The sequence below is a fragment of the Gottfriedia sp. OAE603 genome, from assembly GCF_040543965.1.
In the GTDB taxonomy this organism is placed as follows: Bacteria; Bacillota; Bacilli; order Bacillales; family Bacillaceae_G; genus Gottfriedia; species Gottfriedia solisilvae.
This window is the reverse complement of record NZ_JBEUNN010000001.1, coordinates 831,648-853,162: the sequence shown is the minus strand read 5'-3', so window position 1 is coordinate 853,162 and position 21,515 is coordinate 831,648. Positions and strand designations below refer to the sequence as shown.

22 protein-coding genes, 1 pseudogene and 2 riboswitches are annotated in these 21,515 nt (G+C 33.6%); of the genes and pseudogenes, 4 read left to right on the top strand and 19 right to left on the bottom strand.

The features are described 5' to 3' along the window. Nucleotides 1–194 precede the first annotated feature (194 nt). The 13 genes and pseudogenes from ABID96_RS04205 to fumC all read right to left on the bottom strand — a co-directional run bounded on the left by ABID96_RS04205 (nucleotide 195) and on the right by fumC (nucleotide 11,957). A complete protein-coding gene (locus ABID96_RS04205) occupies nucleotides 195–1,523 on the bottom strand; it encodes an LLM class flavin-dependent oxidoreductase (protein WP_192600960.1) in 1,329 nt (442 codons plus the stop codon). A 13-nt stretch (nucleotides 1,524–1,536) separates the two neighbouring features. Continuing rightward, on the bottom strand, nucleotides 1,537–2,070 hold the full coding sequence (locus ABID96_RS04200) for a GNAT family N-acetyltransferase (RefSeq protein WP_192600959.1): 534 nt from the start codon (nucleotides 2,068–2,070) through the stop codon (nucleotides 1,537–1,539). Beyond that, on the bottom strand, nucleotides 2,067–2,567 hold the full coding sequence (locus ABID96_RS04195) for a DinB family protein (protein ID WP_192600958.1): 501 nt from the start codon (nucleotides 2,565–2,567) through the stop codon (nucleotides 2,067–2,069). Before ABID96_RS04195 ends, ABID96_RS04200 begins: the two co-directional genes overlap by 4 nt. 9 nt (nucleotides 2,568–2,576) lie before the next feature. Next, a pseudogene (locus ABID96_RS04190) lies at nucleotides 2,577–3,744 on the bottom strand (amidohydrolase). 23 nt (nucleotides 3,745–3,767) lie between these two features. Next, the gene (locus ABID96_RS04185; RefSeq protein WP_192600956.1) at nucleotides 3,768–4,778 is read right to left on the bottom strand and encodes an LLM class flavin-dependent oxidoreductase; all 1,011 of its coding nucleotides are present in this window, start codon (nucleotides 4,776–4,778) and stop codon (nucleotides 3,768–3,770) included. 21 nt (nucleotides 4,779–4,799) lie between these two features. Then, nucleotides 4,800–5,552, bottom strand: coding sequence for an amino acid ABC transporter ATP-binding protein (locus tag ABID96_RS04180; RefSeq protein WP_192600955.1), 753 nt, complete (start codon nucleotides 5,550–5,552; stop codon nucleotides 4,800–4,802). Beyond that, nucleotides 5,549–6,259, bottom strand: coding sequence for an amino acid ABC transporter permease (locus ABID96_RS04175; protein ID WP_192600954.1), 711 nt, complete (start codon nucleotides 6,257–6,259; stop codon nucleotides 5,549–5,551). Before ABID96_RS04175 ends, ABID96_RS04180 begins: the two co-directional genes overlap by 4 nt. After that, the gene (locus tag ABID96_RS04170) at nucleotides 6,256–7,038 is read right to left on the bottom strand and encodes an amino acid ABC transporter permease (protein ID WP_192600953.1); all 783 of its coding nucleotides are present in this window, start codon (nucleotides 7,036–7,038) and stop codon (nucleotides 6,256–6,258) included. Before ABID96_RS04170 ends, ABID96_RS04175 begins: the two co-directional genes overlap by 4 nt. Before the next feature lie 25 nt (nucleotides 7,039–7,063). Then, nucleotides 7,064–7,891, bottom strand: a complete 828-nt coding sequence (locus tag ABID96_RS04165) for a transporter substrate-binding domain-containing protein (protein WP_377896663.1) — start codon at nucleotides 7,889–7,891, stop codon at nucleotides 7,064–7,066. A gap of 25 nt (nucleotides 7,892–7,916) precedes the next feature. Beyond that, complete coding sequence (ssuE, locus tag ABID96_RS04160; RefSeq protein ID WP_192600951.1) at nucleotides 7,917–8,477, bottom strand: NADPH-dependent FMN reductase; 561 nt, start codon at nucleotides 8,475–8,477, stop codon at nucleotides 7,917–7,919. A gap of 224 nt (nucleotides 8,478–8,701) precedes the next feature. Then, nucleotides 8,702–9,580 (bottom strand): LysR family transcriptional regulator, encoded by an 879-nt coding sequence (locus ABID96_RS04155; RefSeq protein WP_192600950.1) that lies wholly within the window; start codon nucleotides 9,578–9,580, stop codon nucleotides 8,702–8,704. Nucleotides 9,581–9,794: 214 nt separating this feature from the next. Continuing rightward, nucleotides 9,795–9,962, bottom strand: a complete 168-nt coding sequence (locus ABID96_RS04150; protein ID WP_235821453.1) for a Fur-regulated basic protein FbpA — start codon at nucleotides 9,960–9,962, stop codon at nucleotides 9,795–9,797. 135 nt (nucleotides 9,963–10,097) lie between these two features. Continuing rightward, nucleotides 10,098–10,199: riboswitch (SAM riboswitch) on the bottom strand. A gap of 96 nt (nucleotides 10,200–10,295) precedes the next feature. After that, nucleotides 10,296–10,398, bottom strand: a riboswitch (SAM riboswitch). A 170-nt stretch (nucleotides 10,399–10,568) separates the two neighbouring features. After that, nucleotides 10,569–11,957 (bottom strand): class II fumarate hydratase, encoded by a 1,389-nt coding sequence (fumC, locus tag ABID96_RS04145; RefSeq protein WP_192600949.1) that lies wholly within the window; start codon nucleotides 11,955–11,957, stop codon nucleotides 10,569–10,571. Nucleotides 11,958–12,399: 442 nt separating this feature from the next. Here fumC and ABID96_RS04140 point away from each other — a divergent pair, with 442 nt between their 5' ends. After that, nucleotides 12,400–12,858, top strand: coding sequence for a hypothetical protein (locus tag ABID96_RS04140; protein ID WP_192600948.1), 459 nt, complete (start codon nucleotides 12,400–12,402; stop codon nucleotides 12,856–12,858). A gap of 207 nt (nucleotides 12,859–13,065) precedes the next feature. On the opposite strand, the gene ABID96_RS04135 is transcribed toward ABID96_RS04140, so the two are convergent. From ABID96_RS04135 to ABID96_RS04125, 3 genes are all read right to left on the bottom strand, one after another. Next, on the bottom strand, nucleotides 13,066–13,800 hold the full coding sequence (locus tag ABID96_RS04135) for a YwaF family protein (protein WP_377896662.1): 735 nt from the start codon (nucleotides 13,798–13,800) through the stop codon (nucleotides 13,066–13,068). 242 nt (nucleotides 13,801–14,042) lie between these two features. Further along, nucleotides 14,043–15,464, bottom strand: coding sequence for a SpoVR family protein (locus ABID96_RS04130; RefSeq protein ID WP_087999759.1), 1,422 nt, complete (start codon nucleotides 15,462–15,464; stop codon nucleotides 14,043–14,045). Between the two features lie 149 nt (nucleotides 15,465–15,613). Beyond that, the gene (locus ABID96_RS04125) at nucleotides 15,614–15,808 is read right to left on the bottom strand and encodes a hypothetical protein (protein ID WP_377896660.1); all 195 of its coding nucleotides are present in this window, start codon (nucleotides 15,806–15,808) and stop codon (nucleotides 15,614–15,616) included. Between the two features lie 398 nt (nucleotides 15,809–16,206). On the opposite strand from ABID96_RS04125, the gene ABID96_RS04120 reads away from it, so the two are divergent. After that, nucleotides 16,207–16,464: a YhdB family protein gene (locus ABID96_RS04120; RefSeq protein ID WP_192600946.1), complete on the top strand. Its 258-nt coding sequence runs from the start codon at nucleotides 16,207–16,209 to the stop codon at nucleotides 16,462–16,464. 81 nt (nucleotides 16,465–16,545) lie between these two features. On the opposite strand, the gene ABID96_RS04115 is transcribed toward ABID96_RS04120, so the two are convergent. Then, nucleotides 16,546–18,273, bottom strand: a complete 1,728-nt coding sequence (locus ABID96_RS04115) for a phospho-sugar mutase (protein WP_192600945.1) — start codon at nucleotides 18,271–18,273, stop codon at nucleotides 16,546–16,548. A 213-nt stretch (nucleotides 18,274–18,486) separates the two neighbouring features. On the opposite strand from ABID96_RS04115, the gene ABID96_RS04110 reads away from it, so the two are divergent. Beyond that, the gene (locus ABID96_RS04110) at nucleotides 18,487–18,699 is read left to right on the top strand and encodes a DUF1540 domain-containing protein (protein ID WP_192600944.1); all 213 of its coding nucleotides are present in this window, start codon (nucleotides 18,487–18,489) and stop codon (nucleotides 18,697–18,699) included. Nucleotides 18,700–18,744: 45 nt separating this feature from the next. Here ABID96_RS04110 and ABID96_RS04105 read toward each other — a convergent pair whose 3' ends face one another. Next, complete coding sequence (locus ABID96_RS04105; protein WP_192600943.1) at nucleotides 18,745–19,611, bottom strand: SDR family oxidoreductase; 867 nt, start codon at nucleotides 19,609–19,611, stop codon at nucleotides 18,745–18,747. A gap of 173 nt (nucleotides 19,612–19,784) precedes the next feature. Between ABID96_RS04105 and ABID96_RS04100 the strand changes: the two genes are divergently transcribed. Then, the gene (locus ABID96_RS04100; RefSeq protein ID WP_192600942.1) at nucleotides 19,785–21,086 is read left to right on the top strand and encodes an NCS2 family permease; all 1,302 of its coding nucleotides are present in this window, start codon (nucleotides 19,785–19,787) and stop codon (nucleotides 21,084–21,086) included. Between the two features lie 117 nt (nucleotides 21,087–21,203). Here the strand turns inward: ABID96_RS04100 and ABID96_RS04095 are convergent, their stop codons facing one another. After that, nucleotides 21,204–21,380, bottom strand: a complete 177-nt coding sequence (locus tag ABID96_RS04095; protein ID WP_377896657.1) for a hypothetical protein — start codon at nucleotides 21,378–21,380, stop codon at nucleotides 21,204–21,206. Nucleotides 21,381–21,515 lie beyond the last annotated feature (135 nt).

Genomic DNA, 21,515 nt, shown 5'->3' with positions numbered 1-21,515 from the left:
CCCGCCAACGCTCGCTTTCTTCGTTGCTTCGCCTGCTTGCGGTGCTCATTACCGTTAAAGGTAACTCCGCTGCTCATCCAGTTTTGCGCCTCGAAAGACAAACATTTTCAATCAGTCTGAATCTCTTAGTTTTTGTACTTTGTCTTCAAACTGATACCACCTTTTATAAGGGGGTTATTTAGTTTCATTTAGAATTAATTCCTAACTAAGCTTGATGAGTAACGATTTTCTGGTATTTTCAGACCTAAATTCCCTCTTAATGTTGATGCCTCATATTCTGTTCTAAAAATTCCTCTTTCTTGCAGTAAGGGAATAACTTGCTCTGTAAAATCTTTTAAAGCACTTGGTATTGCTGAATAAATCATCAATCCATCTGCTGCTTCTTGTTCATACCATTTTTGAATTAAGTTCGCTATTTTTTCTGGTGTCCCAATAAATGCACTTCTTGGTGTCGCTGCCTGTAATGCCACTTGTCTAAGCGTTAGACCTTTTTCTTTCGCTTCTTTCTTAATTTTATCAGTACCACTTCTAAAACTATTTTTCCCTAAATCACCTACATCTGGGAATGGTTCATCAAGAGGATATTGGGAAAAATCATGATGTTCAAAGAATCTGCCTAAGTAATCGAGTGCATTTTCTATACTTGTTAAGTTAACCAGATCTAAATATTTTTGTTCTGCTTCTTCTTGTGTTCGACCTACAATTGGTGCAATTCCTGGAAAAATAGCAATATCATCTTTAGATCTTCCGTATGATACTGCTCGCTCTTTAACTTCTTTATAAAATTGTTTAGCATCTTCAATATTATCATGCCCAGTAAATACTGCATCAGCAGCCTTTCCAGCTAACTCTTTCCCACTTTCTGAAGAGCCTGCTTGAAAAACAACTGGCTGCCCTTGTTTCGAACGCCCTATATTGAGTGGCCCTTCGACTTGATAATATTTACCTTTATGATTTAATCTGTGAAGTTTTTGCGGGTCAAAAAATACGCCAGATTCCTTATCTCTAATAAATGCATCATCCTCCCATGAATCCCAAAGTCCTCTTGTCACTTCTAAATGTTCCTCTGCAATCTTATATCGATCATCATGGGATGGGTGATCGTTTTTACTATAATTTTTAGCAGAACCTTCTAAAGGAGAAGTGACTAAATTCCATCCAGCTCGACCATTACTAATATGATCAATAGAAGCAAACTGTCTCGCTACTGTAAATGGTTCGCTGTAAGTAGAGGATAAAGTTCCAACTAACCCAATATTTTTTGTCACCGCTGCTAGTGCAGAAAGGATTGTAATTGGCTCAAAACGATTTAAGAAGTGTGGAATCGATTTTTCAGTAATATACAATCCGTCTGCAATAAAAACTAAATCGAATTTTCCATCTTCTGCAATTTTCACTTGTTCTTGATAATAATCAAAATTGACACTAGCATCAGTTTGCACCTCTGGATGACGCCAACCAGACATACTTCCACCAACACCATGCACTAATGCTCCAAGCTTTAATTGTTTTCGTGTAGTCATTTCTTTCCCTCCATTAATTCGTTAATAATGTCGTTTCATTTATAGTTAATTCGTAGCTTTTTACTAGAATTTTTCCATTCATAAATTCATATTGTTTTGCCCTTTTAAACCCTAACTTTTCATATAGTTTTATAGCTGATTGCATCATATCCGATGTATGAAGTACAATTCGATCTGAACCCCATTCTTGTGCTAGATTACAGCTCGCTCGAATTAATTCAGTTGCAATTCCTAACCCTCTAGCCTTTGGTGAAACACCTAATAATCGAACAATCGGATATTTAATCTCTAAGTCTGGTAAACCATATGCCTTTTCAGCTGAATCAAATAGAAAACAAGCCCCCAACATAACATTGTCAACCAATGCGACAAGCTTAGTCTTCGTTTGACTGTTTTCAGTCGAGTCAATAATACTATTTTTATAGTTTTCCCATTGCTCAACAGATAAAATAGTTGCATATTGCTCATATGAATCAACTAAAACCTTTTTCACCTGATCTACTTCCTCTTGTTTACTTTCCCTAATGACCAAACCATTGATCGTCATACGTGATTTCCCCTTTCAATTTGAACTGAAATATTGAAATCATCAGCTATGCGTTTGATTTGTTTTAAATGATGATAAACATGTGAGATGAAGCTTTGTATAATTTCTTCTACCGTTACTTCTTGATTTTTAGGATTAATAGCACTTTTTTGCCAATCGTCATTTTTTAACCGTCTCAGTAATTGACCATTGTACTGTAATACAGAGCGATACGTTTCTAGTAATTCAGTAATATTGCCTTCATTCGCATATTGACCTTTGATCCACTCATCTTGATTAAATGCTGGTAATTGAACACTAGATCCTGATAAAACTTCTCTCAATCTGAAGTTCACTACAAAGGCATGATCTAATAAATGTGTTAACACTTCTGTAATGCTCCATACTGTTTCATTTTTCTTCCATTGAAGCTGATTCTTTGGAATGTCAGAAACTACTTGATTGATCTGTTCATATAATTGTAAATATTCATTTAAGTCAACTGACAATTTATACATTTTGTCCTCCTATATACTAATTACATCTTTAGAGAGTTTATTTAAAATAGCCATTGAAAAATCCTTGAAGAATCTCACACTTAAGGGGATTGCTTTCTCATCTAGATTGAATTTAGGATGATGCCATTCATATTCTCCAGAAGTTCCAAAAAAGATGAACAATCCAGCTTGATCTTCAAGATAATAGGAAAAGTCCTCACTTGCTGCTGAAACCTTTGGTTCTACGACATGCAGACCATTTCCTACTGCAACTTCTCGTGCTATTTGAGCTAATTTTTCGTCATTAATAACAGGTGGTGGTCCGGCCTTCCAAACTGTATTAATCTCAGTTTGAAAAGCATTACCTACACTTTGATTCATTTCAAACAGTCTATTTTGAATTATTTTTCTTACCTCTGGATTGAATGTACGAACTGTTCCGCTAAAAACAGCTTTATCTGATATGACATTCCAAGCTGTTCCACTATGAAATTTTGTCACACTTACAACTGCACTTTCGAGTGGACTAATATTCCGGCTTACAATTGATTGAATTGATGTAATCATATGTGAAGCAGCTACAATTGAATCAAATCCTGATTCTGGGACTGCAGCATGACTTGATTTCCCTTTTACTTCTACTGTAAATCCATCTGCAGATGCCATCAGTGGTCCAGACTTAATCCCAACTGTTCCAACTGGTAAATCTGGTTTATTATGCATTCCAATAATAGCTTGAACATCACTTAAGACATTTGTTTTGATGATTTCCAATGCACCTTTACCAATTTCTTCGGCAGGTTGGAAGACTAGAAGAATTCTACCAGGAAGTTCATCTTCTATTTCCTTTAGTAATATCGCCGTACCCAATATTGAAGCTGTATGAAAATCATGACCACACGCATGCATTTTACCTGGGTTCCTTGAAGTATATGGAAGCTCAGTTTCTTCTTGGATTGGAAGAGCATCGATGTCTGCTCTAATCGCAATAGTAGGACCTTTACTAGCATCACCTATTTCTGCGACAACCCCAGTCTGTAATCCTAAAGGGATGATTCGAATGTGATTTTCTTTTAGGACACGTATAATTGTTGCTGTTGTTTCAAATTCATTCAAAGGCTATCTCTGGATTTTCATGCAAGCTTCTTCTTATATCAATTAGTTTTTCAATTAAATTTGTTGGTATCTCTTGTTGCATGAGTATCCACTCCTATCATTTCATTAAACTGTAATTTCACTAAATGCTTCTTTGATCAATTGAAGAGATCGCACTCTTCTTTCATAATCTGGAATCAATGAAGTAAAAATGAATTCATCAATACCAAATTCATTTTGATATTCATATACACGTTTTTGAAATGCATCTTTTGTTCCTTTCAACACATCTGCATCACGAATTTCTGTAGTGTAAGTTTGACCGGCTTGTTTTGCATAAACTTCAGCTTGCTCGAGCGTTCCTACATTTACAATTTGACCGTTTCCTAATGTCACGCGAACAGTTTGTAATTGAATCGATAATTTTAAAGCTTCTTCTTCCGTATCTGTCACAATTGTAGACAGTGCTAAAATAAATTTTGGCTTCCGTCCACTTTCATGATTAAACGAGCTATTATAAACTTGAATGGCTTCCTTCGCTGCAGCTGGATCATTATTAATAAATAATGCAAAAGCATAAGGGTAACCTTTTTGAGCTGCAAACTTTGCACTTGATACACTCGTTCCTAATAAGAATAGCGGTACTCTAATCTGAGGTAGTGGTGATGCTTGCAGTGAATCAAATGAGCTTACCTCAGAAGCTTCTTGATATATAAATGTTTCTAATTCATCTATTTTCTCTTCTAATGATTGGGGTTCTTTTATACTTTTTTGTAATTCCTGACTAGATTTTGGAAATCCACCTGGCGCTCTTCCAATACCAAGCTCGACTCTTCCTGGAGCTAGATTTGCTAATACATTAAAATTCTCGGCTACTTTATAAGGACTATAATGCTGTAGCATGACACCGCCTGATCCAACTACAATTCTTTCTGTTTTTGCTAGAATATGAGAAACTAATACTTCAGGGGATGAGCCCGCAATACCTTGTGAGTTATGGTGTTCTGAAACCCAAAACCGATTGAATCCTAGTCTTTCTGCTTCTTTTGCCAAATTAACAGTATTGATTAGTACTTCATTTGCTGTTTGACCTGGAAAAATAATACTTTGATCTAAAAAACCGTAATTAACTCCCATATTACTTTCCTCCATTTTTGATTAAATATAGTACATTTCCTCTTCAGAAAATCGCTTTAAAAACTGTATCGTTCTTTCTTCTTTTGGGTATTGAAAAATCTCCTTAGGGTTTCCCTCTTCAACAATTACCCCCTCATCCATAAACACCACATGATTGGCAACATCTCTAGCAAATGCCATTTCGTGCGTAACGATGATCATTGTAATTCCTTCTTTTGCTATTTTTCTAATAATCGATAATACTTCACCAACTAATTCAGGATCTAATGCAGAAGTAGGTTCATCAAATAGAATGACGTCAGGATTTAAAGCAAGGGCACGAGCAATCCCAACTCTTTGTTGTTGCCCACCAGATAACTGAACCGGATAGGAATTTAGCTTATTTCCTAAACCTACTTTTTCAAGTAGTTCTACGCTTTTCTTGAACGCCTCTTCCTTTGGCAGTTTCTTTGCAACAATCAAACCTTCCATGACATTTTCAACAACCGTTTTATTTTTAAATAAATTAAATTGTTGAAACACCATTGCTGTTTTCTGGCGCAGAGAGAGAATTTCTGCTTTAGAAGCTCGACTAAAATCAACCTGAAAATTATCTATTTTAATTTTTCCTTTATTCGGCTTTTCCAAATGATTAATGCAACGAAGTAAGGTGGTCTTTCCTGACCCACTAGGACCAAGGATCGCAACAACTTCTCCTTTATTTACTGTTAAATCAATTCCTTTTAAAACCTGGTTTTTGCCAAATGATTTCGATACATTTTCTAGCGTAATCATTTCACACCGCCTCTACTATATACACTGAATCTCTTCTCTAGTAAACTTGTCATCTTTTCTATGACAATCGTGATTCCCCAAAAGATTAAAGCTGCTGCAATATACGCTTCAAAAAATTTCCAATTTGTAGACGCTACAATTTGTGCTTTTGCGTTAATATCAACTACTGAAACAATAAATGCTAGTGTTGAACCGTGTAGCATACCAATAAATGTATTTGACAAATTTGGTAGACTAATTGCAAAAGCTTGTGGAAAAATGATTCGTTTTAAAGCTTGTGTAGTTGTCATTCCTACTGAATAAGCCGCTTCAATTTGTCCACGATCAATACTTGTAATACCTGCTCTAACAACTTCTGATAGATAAGCTCCCGCTGTAATAGAAAATGAAATAATTGCAAAAACCATCATTGGAATAGAAGCTGAATTAAATGGAAGGTGATAATTTTTAGCTAATGAATCTAACAACATTGATAAAGAGTAATAGATAATTAGCAAATGAGTAATCATTGGTGTACCTCTAACAACTGTTACGTAGCCAGATGCAATTTGACTTAAAAATGGCACTTTATAAATGCGAACAATTGCAGTAAAGGTTCCAATTAAAAATCCTATAAAAACGGAAACGACCGTTATGAAAAGAGTATTTGGTATCGCGGGTAAAATTTGTAGAAATGCTGTCCAAATAAAAGAGAGATCCAGTTTCATAGTCTAGTACCTTCTTTCACTACGATGACATCGCGATTCAATTTTCCGAATAAATTACGAATTTTAAAGGCGTTTCCTGACTTTTCCACTCTTGTTTTTTCATATTTTATAAATCGTCTTTCTAATAAGATAAATCCTTTTTCAAGAAAAACACTTAATATAAAGTAAACCAATGCTAAAGCAAGATAGGATTCGATAAAATGACGATTTAATAATCCTAATGTTTGTGATTGACCAGTTAATTCCATCACACCTAAAGTAAATGCGAGCGACGTGTCTTTTAATGTTCCTATTATTAAGTTCCCTAAAATCGGAATCCATATAGCGAATGCCTGCGGCGCAATAATGCGCTTAAATGCCTCGTAACCATTCATTCCAACTGAATATGCTGCTTCAATTTGACCACGATCGACCGCACTAACTGAAGCTCGAATACCTTCAGATATAAAAGCTGCACTGTGTAACCCATATGTTAAAATGACAAAATATAAAACATCGAATCGACTAACATCTACATTTAATAGCTTTAATATTTCAGGTACTCCATAGTAAATCAAAAATAATTGAATTAAGATTGGGGTCCCTCTAAAAAATGAAACATACAACTGTGATAATCTTTGAAATATAGGTACCTTATACATTCTAGGTAGAGCGACGAGCAATCCAACGCCTAAACCTACTAAAATTGAACTCCCTACAATAATCAAAGATATCTTTATAAATGGTAATAATTTCAAAAAGTATTCGAAGATTAAACCAACTTTAAACTCAGCACCCATTTCTTCTCACCCTTTAGATTTATCTTTAGTTATCTGAAGTGAAATCTGCTCCCAACCACTTTTTACTTAAGTTTGCTAGTGTTCCATCAGCTTTAATTTCAACTAATGCTTCATCTATAGAATTTGCCAATTTTTGATCTTTTGCGTCATTCTTTCTAAATGCAAATAATACATCTGCCTCTGTTAAAGCCGGTCCTACAGTTTTTAATTCACCTGTTGGATCTGTTAGTGATAGAACAAAATCGGCTGCAACTGTTGCATCCACACGTCCAGAGGTAATTTGTTGAACAGTATCATTTGCTCCACCATTTTGATAAACAATCTTAATCGCGTTATTATGTTCTTTATTATAGTTTTCTAGAATTTGTGCTTCTGCACTTGTAGCAGTTGTTAATACTTTTTTACCTTTTAAATCATCTATTGATTGAATCGAATCATTATCTTTTGCTACAACAATTTTATTTCTCCAGTGTGCATAGCTTACTTTGTTAAATAAGTACTTCTTTTCTCTCTCTGGGTTTTTTTCAATTTCATGAGCAACAAAATCAATTTTCTTTGTTTCTAAACTTAATAATAAGCTTGCGAATTCGTATGTTTTTAAATCAAACTTGTATTCTGGTAATCTTTTATCTATTTCCTTAACTAGTTCAACGTCAAAACCAGTTAAATTTCCATCTTTGTCGATAAAGCATACATTTGGAAATTGTGTACCCGTACCAACAACAATATTTTGTACTTTAGCTTTTGTACCTGAGGCCTCTGCACTTTCTTTGTCTTTATTATTTCTTAGCACCCCAGCAATAATTAGGACTAAAACAATTAGTATTGCAAATGTAATCGCAAATTTCTTCATCTTCATTTCCTCATTTCTCATTTTTTTAAAGTTTTGTTCCTTGTGGTCTTAGCGCTTGCCAAATTAACTCTTCTGAAAATTCTTCCATGGCTATGTTCAACCTTTCTGTTAATTCATCTGATAAAATAAACTCATTATTGTCTTCTCTTTTTATCCAATCATCAATCGCATAAACACCTGTTACAAAATGTTTTCCTCCAAGAACTGAGAGAACTGGCTTTAGTGCATACTCTAGGCTCAATAAATGAGCGATCGTACCACCAATAAATACAGGTAAAATGACTTTGTTTTTTAATCCATTTTGAGGTATCAAATCTAAAAATGTTTTTAATACACCGGAATATGATGCTTTATAAACGGGACCAGCAATCACGATTCCAATGGAATTTTCGATTTTATTTAGTGCTTCTTTTATTTCTGCATCTAGAAAGTCACTATTTATTAAAGACTCTGCTGGTAACTCCCTTATGTTAACTTGGCATACATTCAATCCCTCATATTCCCATTTCCTCTGTACATATTGAACGATGCCGTTTAATCTGGATTTTGTTGATGAACTTGATGAAATAATAACAATATCCTTCAAAGTATCTACCTCCTCTATGAAAATCAGTTAATACCTATATTTCTTATTGGTTAACTAGGAATTAATTGTTACCAACTTTATCATTGACTGAAAATTTCGTCAATCTAATTTCTAATAGAACTTTTCTATACAATTATTGAATATTTGAATTAGCCTATGTAATTTTTTACTATCTTTAAAAAAATTTGCTTGATCTATATGAGAATAATCAAAAAAAGAGTTGGCTATTTTACCAACTCTTTACTTAATTTAACTATTTCATTTACTAATTCGGAATACTCTCCTCGATTACAAAAGATATTAGTCTGTAAATAAATCCCCTTCGTTTCTTCAATATGGATAGGGTATAATAACCCGTCTTTCACTTCCTTCTTAACACTAATACTAGGCAAGAAGGCAATTCCAAATTTCTCTAGTATTAGCTTTTTGGCCATTTCTGAACTATCTGTATGTATTTTTATATTAGGTGGGGATTCTAGATTTTCAAACAAACGATGAATTCTAAGCCAATCTAAAGAACCACACTCAAAGAAAATAAGATTCTCCTTAGCAATGTCTTGGATGCTGATAGATTGTTTAGAAATAAAAGGATGGTCCTCATAAACATATAAAGTAATAGGATCCTCAAATAATTTAATAGATTGTAAACTAGGATGACTAATCTTCCTTACAAATGCAATATCAATTTCATTATTTAATGTCTTCTTCACCAATTCATCTGTACTACCCGTAATCATTTTATAATGTACCTCATCATTCATGACTGAGAGTTTAGGAATAATCTCGGAAATGACATAGTTTGAAACAGAAACTGTACACCCTATCTTTAATTCATTTGTTTGCGATTTTTTTTGATTTATATGCATCTTACCCTTTTCATAAATTTGCACGACTTGTTGTGCATAAGGTAAAAAACGTTTTCCCTCTTCTGTGATCATCACTTGTTTTCCAGTTCGATGAAAAAGCTTGCAGTTTAATTCTCTTTCTAATGATTGAATTCTAGCAGTAACAGTTGGCTGTGATAAAAATAAAGAATCTGCTGCTTTATTAAAACTCCCATAGTGAATCACGTAAATAAACGCTTCAATATTTTCGATATTCATTTTCATCACATCCCAAACATATTTTCATATCATTGATATAACATTTAATACCGTTATTTTATTCATATTTTTTTGGTTAATGTCGCACTAATTCCTATTCAAATAAAAACTTACATTTTTTTAGACGATCCTAAAAACTCTGCTAGAAGACACGCCGGCTTGATGGGGCGTTCTCTAGAAATCTTATTTCAACTGTATGAACAGAGCCATATAATTAATGAACTCTATTGTGCTTTTTTTCATTCATTACTCGAGTATATTCTTCTTCTAACTCTGATAGCGTAATTTCAAATAAATGAGATGATTCTATTTTATAAACTCCAACTTTGATCAACTTGTTGATTAGATCATTCTTTCGAGTTTCAACCAATTTTCTTAACATATTTTCCAATTTAAATCCTCCTTACAACACAAATATTTTTATCTATTCTCTTTACAAAACTTTACTTTTCTTATAAGAATACTTGGTATTATTATTATAAAAATCCATCTGCCTCCTTTAAACAACATATTAAAAACCCTCTCAATAAGGGATATCCCCTGGAATTGGCAAGGTATGATAAAGAACCCGTTGCCGAGGTATCCTTGGGCCAGTCCCTGCACCTCTTTTGGATAAAATATTATTTATTTTATTATGCAAGCATTACATCTCTAAAACACTTAATAAAAAAAATCCTCTTCTAAGATAGAAGAGGACTAGATTAAATATCATCTCTTCTTATCTTTCAGGTATTACCTGATGGAATTAGCACAGTGTTCAAAAGAACCTGTTGCTGAGGTATCATAGGGCCAATTCCCTCCACCTCTCTGGATAAGATTATTTTTATGTATTTATATAATTTCCGACTGATTGAACCAAGATTAACCGATTTAAAAAATTGAGTCAACCCATTTTATAAATGTTAGATTTTTCAGTTATTTATAACGCTGTATTTTAAAGATTTATTATCTACTACAAGTCTTTTCATTTCCATAAAGTCTAAGTAACTTATTCTTTTGGTTTAGTCATTTTTTCTGGTTTAACAATCCGGTCAAAATCCTCTTCTGTAAGAAATCCTGTTTTTAAGGCTGCTTCTTTTAGGGTCGTACCTTCTTCATAAGCTAATTTGGCAATACTAGCTGCTTTTTCATAGCCGATGTGAGGATTTAGTGCAGTTACTAGCATAAGTGAATTATTTAAATGACTTTTTATGACTTCTATATTTGCTTCTAACCCGTTCGCACAATGCTCGTTAAATGAGTTCATCACATCTGCTAGCAGTCTAATCGACTGAAGAAAATTATAAATAATAACTGGTTTAAACACATTCAATTCGAAGTTTCCTTGACTCGCAGCAAATGCGATCGTCATATCATTTCCTACGATTTGAGTTACGACCATAGTCATTGCTTCAGATTGTGTTGGATTTACTTTACCTGGCATGATTGAACTTCCTGGCTCATTTGAAGGGATCATTATTTCACCAATTCCACTTCTTGGTCCACTCGCCATCCACCTTACATCATTCGCAATTTTCATTAGATCAGTAGCCAGTGCTTTGAGCGCACCATGAGTATAGACCATTTCATCATGGCTTGTTAATGCATGAAATTTATTCTTTGCTGATGTAAATTCATATCCAGTAAACAAACTAATTTCTTTTGCAACCAGCTCACCAAACATGGGATGTGCATTTAGGCCAGTTCCTACCGCAGTTCCACCAATAGCAAGTTCGTTCATAAATTTCATACTGCCCAATATCATTTGCTCATTTTTCTCAAGCATACGATGCCATCCACTAATTTCTTGCCCTAAAGTTAAAGGCGTTGCATCTTGTAAATGCGTTCGACCTATTTTAATAATATGCTGATATTGATCTGCCTTTTGCAAAAAAGTATTTTTCAGTTCATTTAAAGCAGGAAGTAATTGTTTATTTAATTCAATGATAGCTGCTATATGCATTGCAGTTGGAAATGTATCATTCGAGCTTTGTGACTTATTCACATCATCATTTGGATGAATGCTCTTTTTACTTCCAAGTGCTTCAAGTATTTGATTTCCTCTATGTGCGATTACTTCATTTACATTCATATTTGTTTGCGTACCGCTACCAGTTTGCCAAACTACAAGAGGAAAATGTTCATCTAGTTTTCCACTTAGAATTTCATTTACAGCTTCAATTATTGCATCTGCTTTTTCATTATCCAATTTACCTAGCTCTTTATTTACCAATGCTGCACACTTTTTTATGATTGCTAATGCATGTATTAATTGAACTGGCATTCTCTCAGTACCTATTTTAAAGTTTTGAAAGCTTCGCTGTGTCTGTGCTCCCCATAATTTATCTGCTGGAACGTTAATCTCACCAATTGAATCTTTCTCAATTCTATACTTCAATTTCTGACCTCCTGACGAACTTACGATGACGAATCAAACCAATCATGAAGCTACAATGGAAACACCATCTTAGTTGCCTTTTTTCACATACTATTATTCTGCATTTAATAAATAAATATTATTAAAGTAGGAGTTGAATACCTTTAGTGAAATAAATTCTCAGCAAAAAACTTACATGAGAATTTTTTTAGAGATTTTGGACATGATTAACTATGTGTAATTTTGACGTGAAAAGGTAAAACTATTAAATAGGCTCCATATTCAAAAAATGATCAGCTCCGAATACGATAGTGGGAGTTTGGTGAAGAAGTAGTTAAAATAGATTTATTTTCATTAAGATAGTTGCTTCCTTATTCGAGAAAAACTACTAAATTTGATGTTAGTGAACATACATTTTAAGCTTCTTCTTTTTGGGGTATTTCATAAGAAAGTAGGTATAAACATGAGTGAAAACTTTTTTGCAAACTATAAAGAATTTGTTGTTCCACCTCAAGATCGACAAAAAGTTGAAAATGAAGAGTTTAACCCTAAGGATTATGCCTCTTATTATATTCTGACCCTTTCTCTTAATGACTCCCTTATATCAAACTGGAAAGAAGCAAAAGATTATGAAATAGATATACAGAAAAGCATTTTGAAAGTATTAAAAGAGTTTAATGAAAAACAGATTGGTCATTATCATCTTAGGTTACTTGAGTTAGAGAATGATAACTCTTATTTTGTCATTGCTTTGTCTTGTAAAAATGAAATTCATGAACCAATTGAAATGATTTCCGATTATATAGAAAAAATGATTTCAACGCCTTTTTATATTGGACAAAACTGGTACAGGATTATCGGGCATAAAGGTAGGGTTGAACGTAAAATCTTTCATATTACTTTAAAGGAATATAGTATGTAGAGAATATTGTAGTGATTTAAGAAGGCAACGAATAATGAAAAAAAAGAAAAACAAACATTTCTTGATTACTACAAATATGAAACGACTAGAAGCTGGCTCCTAATAAATAGAATGATGTTAGAGAACTATAACATTATGAATAATGAGTATATTAGACTTTAACTACACAATGAAACCACCTCTTAAAAGGTGGTTTTATTAACGAATTTATCCTTCTACCTCAACTTTCATCAGACTCTCTCTTTCTTTTTTCTTTAAAATTCCCATTGGTATATAAGTTACATAAAGCGAGATTACCGCAACGATTTCAATATTAATGTAATACATAATTCCATTTCCGAAATAGTTTAATAAGGTTTTGCTTTCTAGTGCCGGACTCATCAAGAAAAAAAAGTTAGTATCAAGGACCATGTTCAACATATAAATTGGCACAGCAAGTATATTCAAAAAGATAAAGGTAGACCAAATGGCTTTTTTTGAAACCCTATACCCTTCAAAGAGGATAAAGTATAAGACCGATAAAGGAATTGCCGAATGTTGAAGATAATATCTAATAAACCGAAAATGCGGAAACTTATATACCAAATCAGGTGTTAGCATACTTAGAATCGGAGGAAGTATGCCGATAAAAAATAAGATATTAAATACATTTTTATCTTTTTTCAAGAATAAATACAATGCAAAGTACGCACTGAATGAACACAGTTGTAATGGAAGATATTTCGGTTTCCAACCATCAATTAAAACAAGGTATACTTGAAACCCAATCAAGCATGAAAGTAAAGTAATAAAAAGGATCCACTTGATTGGTTTTTTATAAGGCTCAATTTTATTTCTGTAAATGATTCCAGCAAAACATAAAGTAAAAAATACAATTAGCGTAACGATATGGGAAATAGAGAAAAGATCATAAAATCCCATCTCAGCAACATTTAAGATCATGTCACCCTCCTTACTATTCGTTCGTGTTCATACTTTTTAAATAAATTAACTTAAGTATTAGTTCACACGAATCTAATGTTCTTCTTAGTTGTTTTGAAAGGAAGATTTTTGCAAGAGTTTATTAACCGTCTATATCAAAAGACCCAAATAGATAAAGCTAGAGAAAAACCACCTACTCTAAGGTGGTTTCTGTTTGTTTACAAAGTACCAAAACTAAGAAATTCAGACAGATTGAAGGTGGTTTAAATATATTTTCGATGAATATTCTTTCCATCGTAACTAAATAACACTGACTTCCCTTCGATATTTGTCTCTAAGTGTACACCTCTACCCCAAAGTTGATGAATATATGGCATAACTTTTTCTACATATTTAATGTCGAGTTCCATGGTTTCATAAGAATGTTTCAAGTAAAGCTCACCATTTTTTAAATAATCTCCATCTTGAACCACTATATAAGGGAACCCACCGTTTACTCTGCTGACGACTAACTGATCTCGAACTGCTTCCCACGCTTTGTCGATGACTTTATATTCTTTTCCTTGGCGTTGGAATAAGTACATGTCTTCTCTCATCACAAGTTCTTTCGTTAAGTAGTTTCGTAGGAAAGAGCTATCGGATTCTAATTCTCTTACTTCAAACATTTTTTCTCGACCACTTCCTGGTTTTATCCCTAGTTCTCTCATTTCTCTTGTTGGGTTGTTATAACGTTCTTCTATGTCTTCAAACATTCGAAGACCTAAGTAGTATGGATTGATGCTTGTTTTTGATGGTTGGACTACACCTGCGTTAAGTTTTGCATATTCAATAGCTTCATTTGAATCAAGATTCAACTCTCGCATGATTCGAATGTGCCAGAAACTTGCCCAGCCTTCATTCATAATTTTCGTTTCCAGCTGTGGCCAGAAATAAAGCATTTCTTCACGCAGCATTGTCAAAATATCTCTTTGCCATTCTTCTAATTCTCTTGAATATTCTTCTATAAATAAGAGGATATCTTTTTCGGGTTGAGGTGGAAATTGTTTGCGTTTAATTGGAATAAGATTTGAATCGTTTCTCTTTTCTTTACTTGCATCCATATTCCATAAATCATCATAAGGGGTAACTCGCTTTTTCTCTTTTAACGGAAAGTCAGTTTCTAAATCATAAGCTAATTTAGGTCGTATTAGTGATGGGTCAATATGTTCTTGTATAGATAGTACCGCATCTAAGAACGTTTCAACTTCTTGTTTTCCATATAAATGTTCATATTGTTTGATCCGCTCAGCTGTTGCTGCCATACTTTCAACCATGTCTCTTTTCGTATTAGAGAATCGAACATTGTTTTTAAAGAAATCACAGTGGGCTAATACATGTGCAACTATAAGCTTATTTTGAACCAGGGAATTTGTATCTAAAAGGAATGCATAGCATGGGTCTGAGTTAATGACCAATTCATAAATTTTACTTAGTCCAAGGTCATAGTGAAGCTTCATTTTATAAAATTGCTTTCCAAAGCTCCAGTGAGAGAATCGTGTTGGCATGCCATATGCGCCAAAAGTATAGATGATATCTGCAGGGCAAATTTCATATCTCATTGGATAGTAATCGAGCCCAAATCCTTTCGCAATCTCCGTAATTTCATCAATCGCATATTCCAAGGCTTTATATTCGCTTGCTTTCATCACACTCTCCTCCTGTCTCTTCTATCATCATTCTATGAACAGAAATGTCATTTCATGAAACGAATAGTTAGTTCACTACTTAATACATATGCGTTTCACTAATAAAATTCGTCTTTTTTCGAAAACAAAAAACACATGAAGATCTCACTTCATGCGTTATATGCAAGTTCCAACTTAGTGATGTGTCCGACAAATTGGTCAAAATCCCCAACATATTTACTGATTCCATCTATATGATAGAATGTTGTTGTTTTTTCTGGATTAAATGGATCATTTGACGCCGAGTATACATATTGCTGCCAATTTTTCAATCGTATTGACATTTTCGTTTTTCGTCCAATCATATGTATGTAAAAATCCTTGATCTTTTAAACGAGACGCTAAATACCTAACCTGTTCTTTATTACTTAAACTAGAAGCGATATAAAATTTCATTTTTTGCACCTATTAATAACAAGAAAAAAGCTAAAACGGCTAGGTAATGGTAAAATATTGACTGTTCGTAGTTACATTTATTATTCCTAATACATTTTTTTTCATTCTTAACTTTACCCTTTACCGCTTTTCTCCATTTCTTTTAGCTTTTTCAGTCATTCTTCCTTTCCTTCTACCTAAACTTATATTCCTAACAATATTTATAAACGCCATTTAAATGAGAGTTTATCACATTGTTAAATTCTCTCAAGGCTATTTGAGACATTTCTTCATAAACTATTTGTACCCTCTAAGAAGGAGGTACACAATGCAAGCACAATCCGATTATGATTTAGCATTGTATTACACATATTGCTGTCAATGGGACAAACTGATCGTCCTAATGGTGAATACTAAAGATGAGCTATTCTCAAAACGAATTGAACATTTCTTACACGCCTTTAAGTACGAGCGAGACCTTGCAGTCATTGACGAAAAATTAAAAGGTATGTTTCAACATATTGAACATGCAACTAAAGATGACCATTATGAAGAAGAATCTTTTGTTTCATCTTTAGAGCATTAACACATAACCTTCAGACTTTATGGTCTCGAGTATCATTTCATTTTCTAAATACTAAGAGCGACTAAATTAGTCGCTCTTTTTTTAAACTAATATTTGAATTTTCTCCATAAAAGATTTTTCTAAACTGTTTAATTTTTGGATACTATCTTGATGATTTTCTCCTACAATACCAAAGTAAAATTTAATTTTTGGTTCTGTTCCAGATGGTCGTAGACATACCCATGAACCGTCTTCAAGATGATACTTTAATACATTAGACTTTGGTAAAAGTATTTCTTCTTTTTGACCTGTCTTAAGTATCGTTCTTTCTTGAAGTTTATAATCTTCAACTGATACTACTTGTAAACCATTAATTTGCTTAGGTGGATTTTGACGACAATTTGTTAAAATTTCTTGGATTTTCTCCGTACCCTCTATGCCTTTTAATGTTAATGATTTTAGCCCTTCTAAGTAAAAGCCATATTTTTCGTATAAGCTATGTAATCCTTCAAACAATGTCATACCTTTTGATTTATAATAAGTTGCAATTTCAGCTGCAAGAATAGTCGCTTGAATAGCATCTTTGTCACGAACAAAGGGTTTGATTAAGTAGCCATAACTTTCCTCATAACCAAATAAGAAAGAGTACTCGTTTGTTTGTTCGTATTCTTTAATCTTCTCACCAATAAATTTAAACCCTGTCAAAGTATCAATTGTTTTTGTACCAAATGATGAAGCAATGACTTGGCCAAATTCAGATGTAACGATTGTTTTAAGTAAAAGAGCATTTGAAGGAATATTTTCACTTTGACTTAGTAAGTAATGAAGCATCAAAGCTCCTGTTTGATTTCCAGTCAAAATTACATATTCTCCATTTTCGTCTTTCGTTGCAATGCCTAGTCGATCAGCATCAGGATCAGTTGCAATTAATACGTCTGCATCAATTTCTTTACCATATCGAATTGCATATTCAAATGCAGCATGTTCTTCAGGATTAGGAGATTTAACTGTTGTGAAATTAGGGTCTGCTTTTGCTTGTTCTTCAACAATCGTGACATTTTCAAAGCCAACTGCTTTTAATGACATTGTTGCTGGTATTAAAGCTGTCCCGTGTAATGGCGTAAAGACGATTTTTAAATCTTTACCTTCTTTTCGAACAAGCTCTTTATTAACAATAACTGTTTTTAATTGTTCTACATATAATTTATCCATTTTTTCATCTAATGTATGTATCAAACCATTTTCAATTAATTCTTTTTCATCTTTCACTTCGATTTCAAGTTCATTTTCAAATGAATTAACAAGGTCGATTACTTGATCTGCGGCAGCAGGAGGTAATTGCCCACCATCATCCCCATAAACTTTAAAACCATTATATTCAGGTGGATTATGACTTGCCGTAATAACAATCCCACCGAAACAGTTTAATTCACGAACTGCAAATGATAATTCCGGAGTCGGACGTAATTCTTTAAATACATATGCTTGAATTCCAAAAGTAGCTAATGTTTTTGCAGCTTCCATTGCAAATTCAGGACTTTTATAGCGTGAATCAAATGCAATCGCAACTCCACGATTTTTTGCATCTTCTCCAAAGCTTGCAATGTATTTAGCGAAACCAGCAGAAGCTTTGCGGATTGTATAAATGTTCATACGATTCGTTCCAGGACCAATCTCTCCACGCATACCACCAGTTCCGAATTCTAAGTTTCGGTAAAAACTTTCCTTAAGTATAAGGTGATTACTCTTTAGTTCATTTAATTGCTCTTTTAACTCTTTATCAAGTGATGGTGTTTGAATCCATTTTTCATATGTTGTTTCCCAATTCATTCTGCTTCTCCTCCTATACTTAATCAGAGTTATTCGTTATAAATAGTATTTCTCCTTCTACATTACAAAACCTTACAAAAGTTTACAATATGTTTTATTTACTATTCAGAAATTTTATATGAACTAAATTTAAAACCTCCTTAAAAGTACTAAATTTTAGCTTGAATGAGATTGTAAAGTATGAAGAAAATAACTTTAAAGGAGGGAGTTATTATGCCTGAAATTAGATGTAGTGTTGCAAACTGTTCGCATTGGGGACAAGGAAACTTTTGTCAAGCAAGCTCTATCATTGTACAAACTGAAGCTTATGAATATTCAAATGACTATGATCAAAAAATTGAAAACGCAGTATTAGATGGTGATCTAACAAGCTCTGCTGCTCATAGTGGTGAAACTTGTTGTCACACATTCCTGCCTAAGTATTAACAATTAAGAGCCATGTACAAGATGAATGTACATGGCTCTTTTAGATTATCCGTTTACAATAACCCCACCATTAACATGAATGATTTGCCCCGTAACATAAGAAGATTCATTACTCGCTAAATACAAATATGCAGGTGCAACTTCTACTGGTTGACCAGCACGCTTTAAAGGTGTATCTACTCCAAATTTCCCAACCTTTTGTTCATCAAAACTTGCAGGAATTAATGGAGTCCAAATAGGGCCAGGTGCAACCCCGTTTACCCTAATTCCTTTTTGAGCAAGATTTGTTGAAAGTGATCGAGTAAATGTAACAATAGCTCCTTTTGTTGAAGAATAATCGAGTAACTGATCGTGACCTGCATACGCAGTAACTGAAGCAGTATTGATCACTGAGTCACCTTGCTTCATATGTGGTAAACATGCTTTCGTTAAGAAGAATAACGGATATATGTTTGTTTCAAATGTTCTTTTTAATTGTTCCTCAGTAATGTCTTCTAAGTTCTTTTGAGGAAATTGTACAGCTGCATTATTCACTAAAATATTGATCTGTCCAAAAGATTCAATCGTTTTTTGTACAATTTGTTTACATACAGCTTCTGTTCGAATATCGCATTTAAATATTTCACATTTGCCGCCTAGGCTTTCGATTTTTTGCTTCGTTTCATTCGCATCAGTATCTTCATCATAATAAGGAATAAAAACAGATGCCCCTTCCTTTGCGAATAATATTGCAACGGCCTTTCCAATTCCACTATCTCCACCTGTAATAATGGCAACCTTATCTTTTAATTTTCCACTTGGTTGATAATCTGGATCGTCTGAAATAGGGATTGGCGTCATTTCCTTCTCTATGCCAGGTTGCTTATTTTGGTGTTGTGGCGAAAATTTCGTTGGATACTGTTTCTGATTCATTTTCCCTTCCTCCTTATAAATAATTCGTGATTAGCATACCCAAATCCTACTTTTGGGAATACTCTTCTTAAGCCATTTAAATATTTTCATGAAAAAGTATTGCACAATGGCGAAAAAACGAATATTATTAATAACTGTTGAGTAAATCATTCGTTTTTATAAGGAGAACACTTATGTTTAAATTAAATGAAGCAAATACATCTGTTAAAACTGAAGTTGTAGCTGGTTTTACAACGTTTTTAACAATGGCATACATTATCATCGTAAATCCAATTATCCTTTCTGATGCTGGTGTACCATTTCAACAAGCGTTCACAGCGACAATCATCGCAACATTAGTCGGGACATTATTCATGGCTTTGTTCGGAAATTATCCAATAGCTATTGCACCTGGTATGGGGATGAACGCATATTTCGCATATTCAGTTGTTTCTAAAGCTCATGGTATTTCGTACCAATTAGCATTCTCTGCAGTATTTATTACTGGATTACTGTTTGTCATTTTATCATTAACAAAATTTAGAACTCATTTAATAGATGCAATACCAAATACACTAAAGCATGCAATTAGTGTTGGTATTGGATTATTTATCGCTTTTATCGGTTTACGTCTTTCTCACATTATTGTAGCTAACCCAAGTAATCTTGTTGGCTTAGGTGATCTTCACTCTCGTGAAGTTGTTCTAACTTTAATTGGACTAGCTATTACAGTTATTTTATTTGCCTTAAATGTAAATGGCGCATTATTTTTTGGAATGGTGTCAACTGCCATTGTTGCAGCGTTTATGGGTCAGCTTCACTTAAAAGGAAGTATTTTTTCTTTACCAAAATTACCTGATGGTATTATTATCGCAAATCCGATCACTGCAGCTTCAGATGTAGTTCACTATGGATTATATTCAGTTGTATTCTCATTCTTATTAGTTACCATTTTTGATACAACTGGTACATTCCTTGGCGTAGCATCTCAAGCTGGTTTATTAAAAAATAAAGATGAGAAACGTACTGGTCGTGCAATGCTATCAGATTCATTTGGTACAACAATTGGTGCGATGTTTGGTACATCACCAACAACAGCTTACATTGAATCAACTGCCGGCGTTGCAGCTGGAGGTAGAACTGGTCTAACTGCTTTAGTCGTAGCTATACTTTTCGTTTTTGCAGCATTTTTCAGTCCGCTTGTTAACTCAATTTCAGAAGTTGCAGCAATTACATCTCCATCTCTAATCGTAGTAGGTTGTTTAATGATGGGAAATGTACGTCATATTGAATGGGATAATTTTGAAGAAGCCTTCCCTGCATTTCTTGTAGTGATTACAATGCCACTGACTTCAAGCATTGCTACAGGAATTGCACTAGGGTTTATCACATATCCACTATTAAAAGTCGTTAAAGGAAAAGCGAAAGAAATAAAACCTGTCATTTATTTATTCGCAGTATTATTTTTAATCCAATTAATTTTTTTCCCACATTGATGAAGGCAACGATGAAAGCACATGAATCTAAATTGATTCATGTGCTTTTTTATTAATAAATAGGTACTAGCCTTAACGAATTAGGACAGTTTTGCATAATTTGTTTATGTAGATATGTCAAGGAGGTGTTCTACTGTGTGGAACAACCAAAGTAATCGCAACTCGAATTCTAATTGTAATAACTGGAATCGTCATTGCTGTTGTGATGACCACGATCGTTGCAGACGAAATAACTGTCAATGTGACTGTCACCGTAGCTGTAATTGTAATAGTTGCTGTCATCATGATTGCCATTGTAGATGTGTTCGTTGCTGTAATAAGAAACCTATTTGTGGCTGTATGAAACCATATTTAGATTTCGATTGGTCATTTTTAGATTCAAGAGATGATAAAGACAAGGATAACGATAAAGATAATAATAAAGATTAA